Source organism: Streptomyces antioxidans, assembly GCF_000968685.2.
GTDB lineage: Bacteria > Actinomycetota > Actinomycetes > Streptomycetales > Streptomycetaceae > Streptomyces > Streptomyces antioxidans.
The window spans coordinates 23,216-39,850 of sequence record NZ_LAKD02000002.1 but is presented as its reverse complement, the minus strand read 5'-3'; the positions used below and the strand labels follow the sequence as shown (position 1 = coordinate 39,850).

Below are 16,635 nucleotides of genomic sequence, written 5' to 3'. Positions count from 1 at the left end.
ACACCCCGTCCCCTCAGATAAAACCCGGAAGAGCTGATCATCATGCAGACCACCAGGCCCCAGGAGTCGGCGACCGACGTGCAGACGGCAGGCCGACGGAAGCAGAAGTCGGCGCTCGAGCAGGCGGGCGGCACCAAGGGGGTTATCTTCTCGGCGCTGCCCGCGGTGGTGTTCGTCATCGCCAACAACGTCGGCGGACTCAAGGTGGGCATCCTCGCCGCCCTCCTCGTCGCCTTGGGCATCGCGGTGGAGCGGCTGACGCGCAAGGAGTCGCTCCAGCCCGCGCTCGGCGGCGTGTTCGGCGTGGCGATCGCCGCCGGCATCTCCTGGTACACGGGATCCGCCAAGGACTTCTTCCTCATCGGCATCTGGGCGAGCCTGGCCGGCGCCGTCGCCTTCGTCCTCTCCGTGGTGCTGCGCTGGCCCCTGGCCGGTCTGATCTGGAACTCGGCGACCGGCAAGGGCACCGTCTGGCGGGCGGACAAGCGCTCGCGACGCTACTACGACATCGCCACCCTGGTGCTGGCCGCCATCTTCGGCGCCCGGTTCGCCGTCCAGCAGTACCTCTACCAGGCCGACGAGGTCGGCTCGCTGGGCTTCGCCAAGATCGCCATGGGCTACCCGCTCCTCGCCGTCGGCTTCCTGGCCGTCGCCTGGGCCGCCCGGGCTTCCGACAAGCGGCTGAAGGCCGCAGGGCTGCTGCCCGCCAAGCGCACCTGACGGACGCCCTCTCCGCTCCCGGTCCGTGCCGGACAGGCCTCCCACGGCCCGTCCGGCACAAGTGGCGTTTGTTCCCACGGATATATGACGAGGTGACCCCATGCAGGTGCGCAAACGCATCGGACCTGGGATGAGTGAGCGACGACGCCGCCGGATCCACCGTTCGCCGGGTGTGACACGGACCAGGGAAGACTCGGTGACTACCGACGGTGCACCCGCGACGAAGCCGGAAGCGATGACGATGCCGCCCCGGCAGGTACTTCAGGCGGTCTCCGGACTGGTGGCCGGCTTGTTCGTCGCCATCCTCGCCGGAACCGTCGTGGCCAACGCGCTGCCCCGGATCACCGCCGAGCTGGGGGCGAGCCAATCCTCGTACACCTGGGTGATCGTCGCGGAGCTGCTGGCCATGACGGCCACCGTTCCCTTGTGGGGCAAGCTGTCCGACCTCTGCAGCAAGAAGCTGCTCCTCCAGATATCGCTGGGACTGTTCGTGGTCGGCTCGCTCGTTGCCGGATTCTCCCAAGGTGCCGGCACGCTGATCTTCAGCCGGGTGGTGCAGGGCCTGGGGGCAGGCGGACTCACGGCACTGACGCAGGTCGTGATGGCGGCCGTCATCCCCCCGCGGAAGCTGGGCAGGTACTCCGGCGTCTTCGGCGCCGTCTTCTCCGGCGCCACCGTGGCCGGTCCGCTGATCGGCGGCCTCCTGGTGGACACCTCCTGGCTCGGCTGGCGGTGGTGCTTCTTCATTGGCGTGCCGTTCGCGCTCCTTGCCATCGCGCTGCTGCAGCGCACGCTGCACCTTCCGCACGTCCGCCGCGATGTGAAGATCGACTGGATCGGTGCCTCCCTGATCGTCGCCGGTGTCAGCCCACTGCTCATCTGGGTCTCGATGGCGGGCAGCACGTTCGACTGGTTCTCCTGGCAGACGGCCGCCCTGGTTGGTGGCGGAACGCTGCTGCTGGCGGCTGCCGTCCGGGTCGAGTCCCGGGCCGCCGAGCCGATCATCCCGCTGAGCATCTTCCGCATCCGCACCGTGGCGCTGACCAGCCTGGCCTCCCTGCTGGCCGGTGTCGGCCTCTTCGGCGGCACCGTCTTCCTCTCACAGTTCTTCCAGGTGGCCATGGGCAAGTCGCCCACGACCGCCGGTCTGATGAGCCTGCCGCTGATCCTGGGATCGCTCACCGCCTCCACCTTCGCCGGACACCGGATCAGCGCGACCGGCAGGTGGAAGCGGTACCTCGTGGCAGGCGCCGTCCTCATGACCGCCGGCCTCGCCCTGCTGTCCACCATCGGATCCCACACGCCCTTCTTTGTGCTGAGCGTCTACATGGCCGTCCTGGGGACCGGCGTCGGCATGCTGATGCAGAACCTGGTCCTCGCCGCGCAGAACGACGTGCCCGCCGACACCCTGGGCAGCGCCACCTCCGTCCTGTCCTTCTCGCGCAGCATGGGCGGGACCGTGGGCACCAGCGTCCTCGGGGCGGTGCTCGCCCACCGCGTCGCCATCGAACTGTCCGCCGGCCGCGCGGCGGGAGGTGACACGCCGGGAGGCGCAGCCGGGCACGGTGTCCCCGACGCGACGCCCCTGCCCGCCCCCTTGCGCACGCTCGTGGAGAACGCCTACGGCACCGCCACCGCCGAACTCTTCCTCTGCGCCACCCCGTTCGCCCTGCTGGCGCTGATCGCCGTCCTGTTCATCGAGGAGAAGCCGCTCAAGACGACCACCAGCACGGAGCGACTCGCCGGGGAGAGCGCCATCGCCACCGGCTGCCGCGCCCTCCCGGCCCCCGCCGACACACCCCGTGCCGACGTCGCCGAGGGGTCGACCAGGGGCGGTGGAGGAACCCCCCGGCCAGGGGTCGGTTCCGTCCAGTCCGGGCGGCCGTGACGAACGAGACCGGAACAGCAGGGTGGCCGGGACGGTGGATCGTCCCAGGCACCCTGCGTGATCGGCTGGCTGGTCATTGGCGTCACTAAATGCCATCCTTTCACCTGCAGTCGGGAGCAAGGAGTAAGGGGATGGCCGGTACGGCACCGACCAAGGGACGTGGCGGCATGAGTGATCAGCGGCGCCACCGCCTGCGTCTGGATGTCTCACGGGAAGCATCCCGGCTCTTCTGGGCGCAGGGTGTGGACGCGACCAGCGGCGATCAGATCGCCGAGGCCGTGGGCCTGTCGACGCGCACCATCTGGCGCCACTTCCGCAGCAAGGAGAGCTGCGCCGAGCCCATCGTGATGCGGGGCGTGGAGTGGGAGATGTCCACGCTGCGCAGCTGGCCTCCGCAGCTCTCGCTGGAGGTGCACTTCGCCGCGGAGAGCAGCAAGTTCGGTCGTGAGGCCAGTGACGTGGAGCGGATGGACACCGAGCTCGCGATCAAGATGATCCGGCTGGCCGACACCGAGCCGGCCATCCGTACGGCCTGGCTGATGGCATGCGACCAAGTAGAGCGCGAGATGGCCGAGATCATCGCGGGGCGACTCGGACTTCCGGCCGAGGACCTCGACGTACGCGTGCACGCCGCTGCGGCCTCGGCCGCGCTGCGGGTCCTCAACGAGCACATCGGCGCCGCCATCCTGGAGGGCACCGATCCCCGGGACTTCGCCGACGCGCCTGCCCGGATCGCACGAGCGGTACGCGCGGCCACCGGCGGAGCCGTGGGAGATCCCGTCACCACCTGAGCGACCACGACACGCCGCGGACGGTACGACGGGGCGGGATACCTGCCCTGGCAGCAGGAGCCCTGACGACGGCGCTACGCCCTGTCCGGTGACTCCACGACGCGAGCCGGTCTCGCCGGTCCCTTTGGAGGACCGGCGAGACCGGCTCGTGGTACTGGTACCGCTCGGTGACGAGGATCAGCGCTGCTCGCCGGCCGGGGCACCCCCCGCCCACCGGCCTGCGGCCCAAGCGGCAGCAGATGGACCGGGGCGGTTGGTGAGACATCGGGAAGCCGGGTCACCCCGGCGCAGCGCGCCAGGGCGGCCGGCTCTTCTGCGCCTCGGGAAGCGGTCAGCGCACCCAGACGGTGTACTCGGCGCGACCGCCCGGACCGTCGCACCACACCTCGTCATACCCGTTGTGCTGGGCGTTCGACAGCTCCTCGGCCTCGCACTGCCCCTTCGAGTCGTACGTCATACCACCAGCCACGTGCCAGCCACTGCCGGGCGGGGGGCTGGCGACAGCACTGGTGGCGGTCAGCGGGATTGCGATCGCTGCGGCACCGACAACGAGGCCGGCGGCGATGCGGGAACGCCACGACTTCATGAATTCTCCTTCTGCGCGCTGCACTGTTCATCAGGTAGGGCCCCGGGGTCCGGTGCGTGGTGGCTCTGCGGCTTGCAACGCGTCTTGGTCGACGTGCTGCCCTCGCACACCCGAGTGACACTAACTGCCACTCTGACATTTAGTGCCACCACCGGCCACCCTTGGAGGAGTGATCTGAGTCATAGCAAGACCGCCGCGTGGAAGGCCCCGCACTCCTCGGTCAGCGGCCACCAGGGCCGGTGGGAGATGCGGGAGATGACCGCCGCGACATGTCGGATTTATTCGTGTAGTTCCAGAAAGGGCCGTTCGGACCGGTCCTGTCTGACTTCGGGTGTGTCCTCTGGCGAGCAACAACGAGACCACGGCGCCGACGGTTCAGCCGGAGGCACGGCTGCGCTGGCCCACCAGCCGCTGGAGGACGGGCCGCCCTTCTCGCATCGAAGAGTGACGCGAGCCACACAAACCGGACACTAGCGGGACCGGTGTGACGGTTTCCCATGTGGCCAGGCGCGAGAACTCGGAGGCCACCCCTGGATGGTGTCGCCGGGTTGGATGGCCGCGCCCCCTCGGGCGAGTCGACGGCCCCGGTGACGTCGGCGGTGCGGAAGTGGAGCCGGGAATAGATTTGCCTGAAAGCTTCAGGCAAATGCATGATGGCCTTCGTTGGAGCGGAGGAGCAATCATGACCCGAGCAGGACTGAACCTGGACAGACTGGCCCAGGTCGGCGCCGAACTGGCCGACGAGGTCGGCTTCGGCCAGGTGACCCCGTCGGCCCTCGCCCGGCATGTCGGCGTGAAGGTCCAGAGTCTGTACGCCCATGTGGCGAACGCGCAGGAGCTGAAGACCCGCATCTGCCTGCTTGCCCTGGAGGAGATGGCCGACCGGGCCGCCGACGCGGTGGCGGGGCGCTCCGGAAGGGACGCCCTGGCCGCACTCACTGCCGTGTACCGCGACTACGCCCGGCAGCACCCGGGCCGGTATCAAGCCTCCCGCTTCCAGCTCGACTCGCAGACCGCGGCCTCCAGCGCCGCGGTGCGGCACTCGCAGATGATGCGGGCCGTCCTGCGCGGCTACGGCCTGCCCGAGCCCGAGCAGACCCATGCGGTCCGCCTGCTCGGGGCCGTCCTCCATGGCTTCACCGACCTGGAGCTCGCCGGATCCTACGCCCACAGCAGCCCCGATCCCGGCGAGTCGTGGACCTGGACCATCGATTCCCTCGACCGCCTTCTCCGTACCTGGACCACCGCCTGACCGCTGCTCCCATCCCCCGCCGGGGGTGGACAGGGCTCACAGGTCACGAGGGAAGCAATGACAAGAACGAAGGTCCGGCGCACGGTTACCACCGGTGCCGTTGTCACCACCGCAGTCACGGCGACCGTCGCTGTCGGCTCGGGGCCTCGGCGGCGCGGATCACGGGCAAGCCCGCCGCCCCGGGTCGTCGCTTCCTGGAGCACCCGGCCCGCGAGCCCTGTACCGGGCCGAGAACCAGGAACTCTTCGGTCTTCGCCAAGCAGAGCAGTGACGGATGTGATGCACCAGCACAGCCGCTCGCCCACCCTGCTCGCCGTAACGCTCGGGTGAGTGCGCAAGAACAGCACAACGCACATCAGGAGGAAATTGATATGTCCGTAACTTCCCTGCCTTTCCGCTCGTTCGCGGATGACATCCTGGATTCGCTCGGGGCCGCCCCCACACACGAGGCGCTGGTTCACCAAGGCCGACGGATCACCGCCGGGCAACTCCGCGACCTGGTCCACCGGTTGGCACACGCACTGCGCGCCCAGGGCCTTGGGCGCGGGCAGACCGTGACGCTGCTCAGCGGCAATCTCCCCGAGGCCCTGGCCGCCCGCTATGCCGCCAACCTGGTCGGCTGCCAGGTCAACCACCTCTACAACAAGCTCTCCGCCGACGCCCAGGCCGCCATCGTGCGCGACGTGGAGACCCAGGCGCTGATCGTCGATCCCGCTTACGCCGAGCAGGCCGCCGAGGTCATCGCCCAGGCCCCGGTGCCGCACGTCCTGACGCTCGGCGTCAGCAAGCTGGGCACCGACCTGCTGGAGCTGGCTGCCGCCGAGTCCGCTGAGCCGATATCGGGCCTGGCCCGCCCCGGGGACATCTGTTCCATCCGCCACACCGGCGGCACCACCGGCCATCCCAAGGGCATCTGCACCAGCTTCGAGAGGGCCGGTCGGATGCCCCGCACGCCCCGCGGGGAAGAGGCCGCCCTGCCCCGGCAGTTGGTGGCCACCACCCTCGCGCACGGTGCCGGGCTGATCGCTGACCACCTGCTGGCCGAAGGCGGCACCGTGGTCCTGCTGGAGGACTTCGACCCGGGCCAGGTGCTCGCGGCGATCGAACGCGAGCGCATCACCCACCTCTACTTGCTGCCGCCGCTCCTGTACCGGCTCATGGATCACCCGGACGCGGGCCGTACCGACACCTCAAGCCTGCGTCAGCTGATGTACGGCGGCTGCCAGGCGTCCCCGGCCCGCATCGCCGATGCGATACGCCGCTTCGGCCCCGTCCTCCTGCAGGGCTACGGCCAGACCGAGTCCGGCAGCATCAGCGTCCTCGGGCCCAAGGACCACGACCCGGACCGCCCCGAACGGCTGCGCTCCGCGGGCAGGGTCCTCGACGGCGTCGAGGTGGCCATCCGCGACCCGGACGGCCACGACCTGCCCCACGGCGCACACGGCGAGATCTGCGTCCGCTCCCAGCACGTCATGCAGGGCTACTGGAAGCAACCCGAGCTCACAGCCGAGGTACTGCGGGACGGCTGGCTGCACACCGGCGACGTCGGATTCCTGGACAACGAGGGCTACTTGACCATCGTCGACCGGATCAAGGACATGATCGTCGTGGTCGGCGGCCACGTCTACACCACCGAACTGGAGGACCTCCTCAACTCCCACCCCCAGGTACTGCAGAGCGCGGTCTTCGGCGTGCCCGACAGCGACCGGACGGAACAGGTGCACGCGGTGGTGGTACGGGCCCCGGAGGCTGAGGTGGACGCAGGCGAACTGCGGGCCATGGTCCGCAAACAGCGCGGAGCCATGTACGAACCGGCGCGCATCACCTTCGCCGAACAACTGCCGCTGACGGACGCGGGCAAGCCGGACAAGAAGCTGCTGCGGACGCGACCGCACAGGTAAAACGAGGTCAGCCCGCCGGAGTAGGGAGTACGGCCGCTGAGCGGCCTCTGGCACTTGGCAATCAGGCACTTACTCCACCTGCGGCCTGCCCGAATACTCGGTGTCGAAGGCCCCGGCGCCGTGATAGGTGAGCGTGATCGTCGGATTCTCGTCCGTGCCGAGTCCCGCCCATGCCACTCTGGGATCCCGTTTGGCATGGTGCCCGAAAGGCTGGGGTTCCGGTGACGTCGGCCAGGCGGCCATGAAAGCTCGGTTCGGCGTGGCCAGTTCCCGCTCACCAGTGGTGAATCCACCGGTCGTCGGCGGTAGTTGTGGTGTGTACGGGGCGTGGTCCGGATACGGCGGTGTTCCCTTGCGGCGTTTGCCTTGCTGTGGCGCGGCTTGTTCCCCGTCGCCGCTCGTTACCACGACGGTGACGCCGACGATGATCAGCAGGAGCCCGGGAATGGACGTGGGCTCGACGCCTTGCCCCATCAGCCACCATGCGGCGAGAGCGGCCACCGGAGTCTCCAGCAGCAGGAGGACACTCATCGTCGTTGCCGATGCCCTGCCGAGGGCGAAGTTCATCGAGCCGAGCCCCAGAAGCTGGGGGAGGATGAGCAGCCCGAGCAGCGACAGGTGGGTGGACGTATCGAATCCCGTGAGCGGGATGTCGGCCAGCCAGCAGACGGCGAGGAGTTCCAGGCCGCAGACCAGCGAGGTGACCGTCGAATACATGGGGGTACTGATATCCGTGCGAGCCTTTTGACTCAGGGCGGTGTATCCGGCCTGAGCCACGGCCCCGGCGAGGGCGAGTAGATCGCCCATCAGTGCCGCGCCGCCGGACTGTATGTCGAGACCGGCGGCCGCGGCCGCTCCCACCACGGCGAGCGTCAGACCCGCCCAGGTCCTGCGAGCGACCCGGATGCCCTGACCCGCGGCGATGAGGGCCTGCCAAACGGGCTGAGTGGCCACGAGTGCCGTGGACATGGCGACCGTGGTCATCCGCGTGCTCGTCATGAAAGCCGCGAAGTGGAGGGCGAGCGACGTGGCCGCGAGGAAGCCGTAGGCCAGGGGCCGCCACTGCCCCCGGCGCAGCAGGCCGCGTTCACCGCGTGCGACACGCACCACCTCGCGGCGGCGCAGTATCAGCAGGAACGGCCCGAGCGTGACGAAGCCCAGGGCGTTGCGCCAGAAGGCCATGGCGAGCGGCGAGGCGGAGGCGGCGGCGGTGAGAGGGGCGGTGGCCGAGATGGCGACCACGGCGACCGCCATCGCCGCGACGGTCAGCGGATCGATTTTGGATTTCACGCGCCCGCACCGCCGGCCGCGGTCGGTCGGGTCGTGGCTAACACCGGGGCCTCGCGGTCGCCGTCCGGCAGATGAGCGGTATGCCCCGAAGGCATGGGCACGAGCGTGGTGAAGTCGTTCGACTTCTGTCCAGTATTCACTATTAAGTACATGTCTTCTGTGTCCCCGAGACGGGGGCGACGGGGTAGCGGGGAACGAACCCTGAAGGCTTCGGAAGAGAGGCGGGGCGGGCCACCGCTGACTCGACCTCAGCGGTCAGGCGGCCCGTGGGCAAGCTGGTCACGAACCTCGCCTGGTACGCGCTTACCACACCGACGGCGCAGAGGCCGTGAAGCAACGTGTTGATCCGGCCTTCTTGGGCTCGCGTTTTGAGGACGCACGCATTTCAAGGTTTTCCTTGGTCAGCTCCACCCGCCGCCGACGGACCGACTGGAAAGCACCGAGTTTGACAGGGCTTTGCGCAGGCCCGGTATTCCTCGATCGAATGTCCTGGCGAGTTCCTCAAGCGTGCGCTTGTACTTACGGCGCTCGGGACGGTCCAGTACGACCCCCATGGTCGCGTCGCTTTCCAGGGCGATCACCGGCAGTGCCACTTGCGCCAGGGGTAGCGAGGACGGGTCGGGAGTGGTGGTGACCCGCGTACGCAACGCTTGCTGTACGGCTAGGGCCTCCTCTTCCCGCCGCAAGACAACCTTGCTTCCCGTAAGCAGGCTCAAGGTGCGGCCGGCCTTCTTTTCGACGATCCCAGCAGCCATCAACTGGTCTTCGACCGGCTTCTCCGCCTTGTGCGCAGCGTTGTGCACCAGCGGCATCCAGCGCTTCGGCCCCGCGCGCAGCTCTTCCCAAACAGAGGCGAGAAACGGGTCGGTCGGTGGCAGGTCTCCAAGTGGGCGAACCTGGCGCCCGTCGGCCTCAGCCTGTCCCGCGAGGATCAACTCGACCAGGGCCGCAGCGCGCAGCCGCTGACCGCGGAACTGCAGGAGAGTAGCCGGGAACTTATTCTTTTCAAAGGCGTAGGCGCACAGGTAGATCTGCTGGGGAAGCGTGAGATCCATGTGGACTCCTTGAATGCGTGGAAACAGGACGGGGGGGGGACTATTGGCACCCCTCGCCATCAGTTCAAACTGATGTGGCGCGACACACAAAGGGCGCGTTCCGTCAAAGCACCGGCTGAAATTCCCCCTGCGGGGAAGGCGCTGACGAGGTCACCGTGAGCGGCCTCACCGATGCGTCACTAAATGCAACTCTGACACTTAGTGACACTCGTTGGCCACCCCTCACATGTGTGATCTGCGCCATACATTGACCGTGGATCGATCAACCGCTCGCGGGAAGGCAAGGCTCGCCGGGACACGGCTTCGTCTGCCACAGCCGAGCCGACGCATGGGTCAGCCGAGTGCGCTTGCCATGACTGTTACTTAATGACAATGTCATTAAGTGACAGCTACGGCCGCGGGCCGGAGGCTGCGGATCCACCGAGAGCCCCTGCCGTTCAGCCGCGGGGCCCACCACTCGCTGTCCGGCACAGCCGCAGGAAGGACCGACATGGCATTGCCGAAGACCATCAGCGTCGAGGAGCTCTTCGCCCCTCCCGTCCGTTCGAGAGCCTCCCTCTCGCCGGACGGCACCAAGATCGCGTACCTGGCTCCTTGGGAGAACCACCTGAACCTGTGGATCGAGAGTGTCGACACGCCCGGGGGCGCCCGGCGGGTCACCTCCGAGGACCGCAACCTGCTGAGCTACCACTGGACCGACGATCCGAGGTGGCTGCTCTACACCCGGGACCAGGGGGGCGACGAGAACCGGCACCTGTACCGCGTCGATCTCGAAGACCCGGACGCAGCGGCGACCGACCTGACTCCCTTCCCCGGCGCACGCATCATGGATCTGAAGCTGCCTGCCGCGCGGCCGGGTAAGGCGGTGTTCTCCTCGAACAGCCGGAACCCCGCTGCGTTCGATCTCTTCGAGCTGGACATCGCCACCGGTGACCTGCGGACCCTCGCGGAGAACACCGAAGGCGCTGCCACCACCCTCTTCTACGGCGGCAGCGGAGCCCCCTTCACCATCGACGTCACCGAACAGGGCGACCTCCGGCTCTCGCGCTGGAACGAGGCCACGCAGACGTCGCGCCACATCGCGCAGTTCGACGGTGCGGACTACCCGCTGGGCGTCTATCCGCTGGAGGTCACCCCCGACGCCGGCGGCGTGCTCTTCGGTTCGAACCGGGGCTCGGACAGACTCCGCCTGGCCAGGCTGGATACAGCAACCGGCGAGGAGACGGAGGTCGACTCCCACCCGCAGTACGACCTGGACACACGAGCCCGTGTCTTTCCCGCACTGCCCTCGCCCCTCATCTTCAGCCGGCTTACCGGCGAGCTCATCGGGGTTCGCTACCTCGGCGAACGCCAGGTGATCCACGCACTGGACCCGCACTTCGCCGAGGTCCTGGAGAACCTGAGGAACCTGTCCGAGGGCGACCTGGCCTCCATCTCGTCCGACGAGAGCGAGCAGCGGTGGGTCGTCAGCTTCACCCACGACCGCGATCCCGGGGCCACCTACTTCTACGACCACTCCTCGGGAGAGAGTCGCCTGCTGTTCCGGCCCCGTGGTCACCTGGATCCCGAGCAGCTGGCGCCGATGACACCGGTGACGATCACCGCTCGGGACGGTCTCGCGCTCCCCTCCCACCTGACCCTGCCGGTCGGGACAGAGCCGCACCGACTGCCGCTGGTCCTGCTCGTGCACGGCGGTCCCTGGGACCGGGACAGCTGGGGATTCAACCCCCTCGTCCAACTGCTGGCCAACCGGGGCTACGCGGTGCTTCAGGTGAACTTCCGCAGCTCCACGGGGTACGGCAAGTCGTTCATGAAGGCCGGCATCGGGGAGCTGGCCGGCAAAATGCACGACGACCTGATCGACGGTGTGAACTGGGCCGTCGAGCAGGGATACGCGGACCCGGACCGGGTGGCGATCCTGGGCGGCTCCTACGGGGGCTATGCGGCACTGGTCGGAGTCACCTTCACCCCCGATGTCTTCGCCGCCGCGGTGGACATCTTCGGGGTCTCCGACCTCGCCAGCTTCATGCGCGGTCAGCCGGAGTTCGTCCGGCCGGCCCTTGCCGCCAACTGGTTCCGCTGGGTCGGCGACCCCGCCGATCCGCGGCAGGAGGCCGACATGCTGGCCCGCTCACCGATCAGCCGGGTGGACCAGGTCCGTACACCGCTGCTCATCGCCCAGGGCGCCAACGACGCCCGGGTAGCGCAGGCAGAATCCGACAACATGGTCCAGGCCCTCCGGGCACGGGGGGTTCCGGTCGAGTACATGCTCATGGCGGACGAAGGGCATTCCGTCGAGAACCCGGAGAACTTGATCGCTTTGTACCGTGCCGTGGAGCGCTTCTTGGACGAGCATCTCGGACACGGCCGGGACGCGACGTAACCGCCGTCCGGGCCGTGGCGGTCGGCGGTCGGCGGTCGGCGGTCGGCGGTCGGCGGTCGGCGGTCGGCGGTCGGCGGTCGGCGGTCGGCGCGAGGAAATTCGTGAGAACCCGCAGCACAGCGGCGGACCACCGCGACCCAGGATCTGCCGGATAGCACGTCGTCTCGGTAGCGACTGTTATGTCGATGCGTGGGTGAGCTCGTGGGCCCGCTGCCACAGCCGGGCACCGAGATCCGCGTCCGCGGCAGGGGTGCGCAGTGGCTCCGGCTCAAACCGGTTGTAGAAGACGTCTCTCAGTCTGCCGCGGTCGGTGGTGGCGATCCTGATGATCGGCTCGGCGCCCTCCTCCGGTGACCGCGTCAGGCGCCGACCGACCAGGCTTGCCTTTGCCGCCGTGACCAGTGCGGAGTCGCGGTCGAGGCCGGAGCGGACGGTGCCGGGGTGGAACGCGACAGCGGTCATGGTGTCCGGTGCCCGGCGGTTGATCTCGGCGGCATGTACGACACTTGCCAGCTTCGAGGCGTTGTACGAGCGCATCTGCCCGTAACGGCTCCGATTCTGATCCAGATCGTCCGGGTCGAGCTTGCCGAACCGGTAGAGGCTGGAGCTGGTGTTGATGACAAGGGCGGAGGGGGCCTGCAGAAGCTTCTCCCAGAGAAGCGATGTCAGCAGGAAGGGCGATAGGAAATTGACCTGCACGGTCAATTCATGACCGTCTGACGTCGTTTTCCGCTTGGGCGAAACGATGCCGGCGTTGTTGACCAGGATGTCGATCCGCGGTATGTGGGAGATCAGGTGCTGAGCGAGTTCCCGCACCTCGCTGAAGCGCGCGAAGTCCGCGGGAAGGGCGGTGCCACCGACTTCGTCGGCGACAGCACGGGTTCTGGTCACCGCACGGCCCACGACGACGACTGACGCACCCATCGCGGCCATCCGCCGTGCCGCCGCCGCGCCGACACCGGAACTGGCTCCGGTCACGACGGCGGTCAGGCCGTCAAGTGTTTCTGCTGCCATGGACCAGACGCTAGGTCCCGCGTCGCAGCCGAGGAAGTGAGCCGTGACCCTGGTGCTGCCGGCACCAGGGTCCGTCGCTCGTTCCGGCTTACCCTTGCCTTCATGGATGACCGCGCCATAAATCTGCTGGGCGACTATCTGCGGGCCCGTCGCGAGCTGGTGCGTCCTGCGGATGTCGGTCTTCCCGAGACCGCACGACGGCGCGTGCCCGGCCTGCGCCGCGAGGAAGTCGCGACTCTCGCCGGTATCAGCGTGGACTACTACCTCGGTCTCGAACAGGGCCGTGACCGGCGGCCGTCAGCGGAGATCCTCCGGGCGCTCGCTCAGGCCCTACGGCTCGACGAGTCAGCGACCACGCACTTGTTCGCGCTCGCCAGCTCTGTCCCGCGTTCGCGCCGGCATGCTCACCGCCATCGGGTGTCTCCCACCTTGGCTCGGCTGATCGACTCCTGGCCGGTGACTCCCGCGTTCGTACAGACCCATACCTTCCTGGTGCTGGCGGCGAATCCGCTGGCCCAGGCCCTCTCCCCCGCGCACACACCGGGAACCAACCTCGTCCGAACCGTGTTCTTGGAGCCGGACGACTTCCTGGTCGAACCGGATCCGCGTCAGGACTTCGTGGCGTGCCTGCGCGGGCTGGCCGGCGCGGAGGCCGACGATCCGGACCTGGAAGAGCTGGTAGGCGAAATGTCCATGCGCAGCGAGAGCTTCCGCCGTCTTTGGGCCCGGCACGATGTGGGGGGCCGCACCCATGGCAGGGTAACGATCGCTCACCCACGGGTCGGTAACCTCACACTCGATCTCGAACGGTTTCCCGTGCCCTCCGCACCGGGGCAGCAGCTGGTGGTCTACTCCGCAGAGGCGGACAGCCGGTCATATGAGGCACTGCGTCTGCTTGCGGTCGGCCTTGGGAGCGTAGAAAGATCGCCACAGCACTGACGTGAACCACGGCGTCGTTCGCAGACCGGCTGCCTACTTGACGGTGCCCGGCGGAATGCCGAGCAACTGGCCCGTCTCCTGCGTCGACCTGCCGGAGTAGTACGTCTCGTACAGCACTTCCCGGTGCTTGGGCGACAGTTGCTACGGCCGAAGCGGCCGGTCGGCGTTCAGGTCCTGCGTGCGCCAGCAGCGCAGCAGCGTCTCCTGCACCACGTCCTCGGCCCGGTATCGGTCACCGCCCAACAGCCGTACCACATAGGCGTACGGAGGCCCCGCCTGCTCGTCGTAGAGCGTGTGCAGCGCGCGTTCCCGGGCGCTCTCCGCCCCCGAAGAACCAATGGCGGTCCAACTCACGTTCGTACTACTCCCTCGATGCGTGACCTCGTCGAGGTCAGGCCGCCAAGCAGGGCTCGGAGGCCGCGATTCGGGGCGAGTGTTTCGAGCGGAGTTCCACATCGCTTTGACGTTCGATTGACAGATAGAACAGTCGATTCCGGTGATCAGGAAGGCCGGATACCGCGGCGACGGAGGCGGCTCTTTCGCCATATCCACGCCGCTGACCTGCGATTTCCCTCTCAGGTTGCTCCGGTTTCTGGCGTGGCGGCCGCGGCGGAGAGGGCGTGTATACGGCGTTTGACGTGGAGCACCGATGTGGCGTCCCCCGCGGCATCACGGCCCCGGCCCGCAAGCCCGGACCACACGGCGAGCAGCTCCCGGTCGTAGCCGGCGGCGGACGCCGGGTCGTCGGTCAGCCGCCAGGCGGCAAACGCGCGCAGCAGCTCCTCATGGGCGGGGGGGATCGCCCTGCCGGTGGCGGATCCGCGCGAGTGCGAGCACATGGCGGTCACGGCGGAGTACATCCCGCAACGGGCACGGCGGCACATCAGTTCAACGCGAATCCGTCGCGTGAGATGACACGAGGGAAGTTGGCCGACGCGACGATGCCCACGGGCATGACCACCGCCGAGCGGATGGGCGACCGACTCGAACCCGCCGATGCCCGGGGTCCCCCGACCACCGTTCAGCCGATCCCGTCCGGCGGCATCGCGGCCACTCGTGTTCCCGAAGAATGTTGAACCGAGTCCGCGCCCGTCCCGTAGTAGCGACCGACGAAATCCGCACGCGGAGGAGACCCGGACTCCAAAGGAGCGGGCCGTCTCCGTTTGACTCGCAGGTTCCAGGATTGGTTGAGATACGGCTTCCGAGCACAAGAGGTGGGTGGGGCCGGGCCGGTGAGCGGCCGCGCGGCAAAGACGTCCGATGGCGCGGGCCCCGGGCCTATCTCCGCGGACGGGTATTCGGGATACCGGACCCATAAGCCACGATCACCGCGAAGACCGCGGCGAAGGCCGAGAGGGGTACGACGGGAAGGCGCCGACGCTCGGGTCCGCGGGTCGCGTTCATGAATCCGCCGGGGCTTTGTTCGGCACGGTCAGCGTGCCCACGACGCCATAGCCGGCGGTCCCGGCTTCGGCGAGACGATTCGCTCCATCAACGGCGCCCTGGAATGGGGCGGCGCGAACCCCGCCCAGGTGCGGAGCCGCATCGATACCCACCAGAAATGCACCCTGGGCAAGGGGACTGGATCCGCCAGGCCGAGGCCGACGCCGACGTCGGCGAACGCGACGACCTGCTCACCACCGCCGAGCGTGGGAAGCTGACCACCCTGCGGAAGAGAATGGTCGCCGCCCGATGCCTCGCAGCCGCCCGGTCGGCCAGCGGCTCAGAGTCGACCGTGAGGCGTCGCAATGAACCATTCGGCTGTCTCTGCCGTGACATAGGCGATGGCGGCGCCGGGGTTCCCCCGTACCCCGTGGCGTCCGCCCGGCCCTGCCGACCGCGTGACAAGCGCGGTCGGCAGGGTGCCCCGTGGTTGCCGTATCGCCTCATGTCGCGTCGCGCCACCACCTGTGGGCGGGCTCGTCAACCGGAGTGCCGCATTAAGCGGTGATCGGGTCCCCCAGGGCTCCCCCGGTGGCGTTGCGGATGGCGCCCGCCAGACGTTCCGTGGCGTCGGCGAGTCCCCGGGGGTCGGCGCCCTCCAGCAAGGCGGCACCGATGTCCTCGCTGATGACCCGCAGGGCAGCCGAGGCCGCCGCCGCGTACAGACGCACCTGAAGCTCGTCGGCCGGGAGCTCCAGTCGCACCGCGATGACCCCGGTCATCTCCCGCTCCATCTGATCGCAGGCCATGAGCCATGCCGTGCGAATCGCCGGCTCCCTGTCTCCCAGCAAGATCATTTTCATCGCGAGTACCTGGTCAGCCTGGTCGATCTCGCCGGCTTCGCGGCCGAATCTCATCTGCTCCGCTGAGAGATGGTCTTCGAGGGAAAGGTCCCGGGGCCAGCTCCGCAGCATGGCCATCTCCCATTCCACGCCCCGCATCACGATGGGCTCGGCGCAGCTCTCCTTGCTGCGGAAGTGCCGCCAGATGGTGCGCGTCGACAGGCCCACGGCCTCCGCGATCTGATCGCCGCTGGTCGCGTCCACACCCTGCGCCCAGAACAGACGGGCCGCCTCCCGTGAGATCTCCAGCCGCAAGCGATGACGCCGGTGCTCGCTCATCCCACTGCGCTTGGTCGATGCCACGCCGGCCATCTCCGCTCCCTGCTCACGTCGACACACAAGTGTGCCGGGTACCAGCTCGGTGACCTGCGAACGATCATATGCGCGGGTCGCGTCCTGCGGAGCGGTGTACGGGTCCTACCTGATCCGGGGGTTTCTCCCGGCGTCGGAGTGGATGCCCGGATAGAGAGACGGCCATCGGCTGATCCTTCGAGAACGACGAAGATCTTGCATGTGCGACAGCTTCTCCGG

General features: G+C 68.3%; 14 protein-coding genes and 2 pseudogenes. 8 read left to right on the top strand and 8 right to left on the bottom strand.

The window, feature by feature from the left end:
• Window positions 1-42 precede the first annotated feature (42 nt).
• The 3 genes from VT50_RS02045 (at window position 43) to VT50_RS02035 (ending at window position 3,399) form a co-directional block, all read left to right on the top strand.
• The gene (locus tag VT50_RS02045; RefSeq protein WP_046084939.1) at window positions 43-720 is read left to right on the top strand and encodes a DUF3159 domain-containing protein; all 678 of its coding nucleotides are present in this window, start codon (window positions 43-45) and stop codon (window positions 718-720) included.
• Between the two features lie 241 nt (window positions 721-961).
• Window positions 962-2,608, top strand: coding sequence for an MDR family MFS transporter (locus VT50_RS02040; RefSeq protein WP_107424711.1), 1,647 nt, complete (start codon window positions 962-964; stop codon window positions 2,606-2,608).
• 131 nt (window positions 2,609-2,739) lie between these two features.
• Window positions 2,740-3,399 carry a TetR/AcrR family transcriptional regulator gene (locus tag VT50_RS02035; RefSeq protein WP_046084940.1) on the top strand — a complete coding sequence of 220 codons (660 nt, stop codon included), beginning with the start codon at window positions 2,740-2,742 and terminating at the stop codon, window positions 3,397-3,399.
• Between the two features lie 331 nt (window positions 3,400-3,730).
• Here the strand turns inward: VT50_RS02035 and VT50_RS02030 are convergent, their stop codons facing one another.
• The gene (locus tag VT50_RS02030) at window positions 3,731-3,985 is read right to left on the bottom strand and encodes a hypothetical protein (RefSeq protein ID WP_046084941.1); all 255 of its coding nucleotides are present in this window, start codon (window positions 3,983-3,985) and stop codon (window positions 3,731-3,733) included.
• A 682-nt stretch (window positions 3,986-4,667) separates the two neighbouring features.
• On the opposite strand from VT50_RS02030, the gene VT50_RS02025 reads away from it, so the two are divergent.
• Window positions 4,668-5,237 (top strand): TetR/AcrR family transcriptional regulator, encoded by a 570-nt coding sequence (locus VT50_RS02025; protein WP_046084942.1) that lies wholly within the window; start codon window positions 4,668-4,670, stop codon window positions 5,235-5,237.
• A 371-nt stretch (window positions 5,238-5,608) separates the two neighbouring features.
• Entirely contained in the window at window positions 5,609-7,138 is a 1,530-nt protein-coding gene (locus VT50_RS02020; RefSeq protein WP_046084943.1) for an AMP-binding protein, read from the top strand.
• A 69-nt stretch (window positions 7,139-7,207) separates the two neighbouring features.
• On the opposite strand, the gene VT50_RS02015 is transcribed toward VT50_RS02020, so the two are convergent.
• Window positions 7,208-8,392 carry a DMT family transporter gene (locus VT50_RS02015; protein ID WP_078840598.1) on the bottom strand — a complete coding sequence of 395 codons (1,185 nt, stop codon included), beginning with the start codon at window positions 8,390-8,392 and terminating at the stop codon, window positions 7,208-7,210.
• 437 nt (window positions 8,393-8,829) lie between these two features.
• Window positions 8,830-9,483 (bottom strand): GOLPH3/VPS74 family protein, encoded by a 654-nt coding sequence (locus tag VT50_RS02010; RefSeq protein WP_046084944.1) that lies wholly within the window; start codon window positions 9,481-9,483, stop codon window positions 8,830-8,832.
• A 490-nt stretch (window positions 9,484-9,973) separates the two neighbouring features.
• Here VT50_RS02010 and VT50_RS02005 point away from each other — a divergent pair, with 490 nt between their 5' ends.
• Window positions 9,974-11,866: a S9 family peptidase gene (locus tag VT50_RS02005; RefSeq protein WP_046084945.1), complete on the top strand. Its 1,893-nt coding sequence runs from the start codon at window positions 9,974-9,976 to the stop codon at window positions 11,864-11,866.
• A gap of 177 nt (window positions 11,867-12,043) precedes the next feature.
• Here the strand turns inward: VT50_RS02005 and VT50_RS02000 are convergent, their stop codons facing one another.
• Complete coding sequence (locus VT50_RS02000) at window positions 12,044-12,880, bottom strand: SDR family NAD(P)-dependent oxidoreductase (protein WP_046084946.1); 837 nt, start codon at window positions 12,878-12,880, stop codon at window positions 12,044-12,046.
• A gap of 102 nt (window positions 12,881-12,982) precedes the next feature.
• Between VT50_RS02000 and VT50_RS01995 the strand changes: the two genes are divergently transcribed.
• Complete coding sequence (locus tag VT50_RS01995) at window positions 12,983-13,819, top strand: helix-turn-helix domain-containing protein (protein WP_046084978.1); 837 nt, start codon at window positions 12,983-12,985, stop codon at window positions 13,817-13,819.
• Window positions 13,820-13,855: 36 nt separating this feature from the next.
• Here the strand turns inward: VT50_RS01995 and VT50_RS40150 are convergent.
• The 3 genes and pseudogenes from VT50_RS40150 to VT50_RS01985 form a co-directional block, all read right to left on the bottom strand.
• Window positions 13,856-13,957 (bottom strand): annotated as a pseudogene (locus tag VT50_RS40150) (sigma factor-like helix-turn-helix DNA-binding protein); the annotation flags it as partial.
• A 3-nt stretch (window positions 13,958-13,960) separates the two neighbouring features.
• Window positions 13,961-14,173 (bottom strand): sigma-70 family RNA polymerase sigma factor, encoded by a 213-nt coding sequence (locus tag VT50_RS41545; RefSeq protein ID WP_046084947.1) that lies wholly within the window; start codon window positions 14,171-14,173, stop codon window positions 13,961-13,963.
• Window positions 14,174-14,394: 221 nt separating this feature from the next.
• Window positions 14,395-14,679, bottom strand: coding sequence for a hypothetical protein (locus tag VT50_RS01985; protein WP_046084948.1), 285 nt, complete (start codon window positions 14,677-14,679; stop codon window positions 14,395-14,397).
• Window positions 14,680-15,261: 582 nt separating this feature from the next.
• On the opposite strand from VT50_RS01985, the pseudogene VT50_RS40140 reads away from it, so the two are divergent.
• A pseudogene (locus tag VT50_RS40140) lies at window positions 15,262-15,480 on the top strand (hypothetical protein); the annotation flags it as partial.
• A 279-nt stretch (window positions 15,481-15,759) separates the two neighbouring features.
• On the opposite strand, the gene VT50_RS01975 reads toward VT50_RS40140, so the two are convergent.
• Window positions 15,760-16,416 (bottom strand): TetR/AcrR family transcriptional regulator, encoded by a 657-nt coding sequence (locus tag VT50_RS01975; RefSeq protein ID WP_046084949.1) that lies wholly within the window; start codon window positions 16,414-16,416, stop codon window positions 15,760-15,762.
• Between the last annotated feature and the right edge of the window lie 219 nt (window positions 16,417-16,635).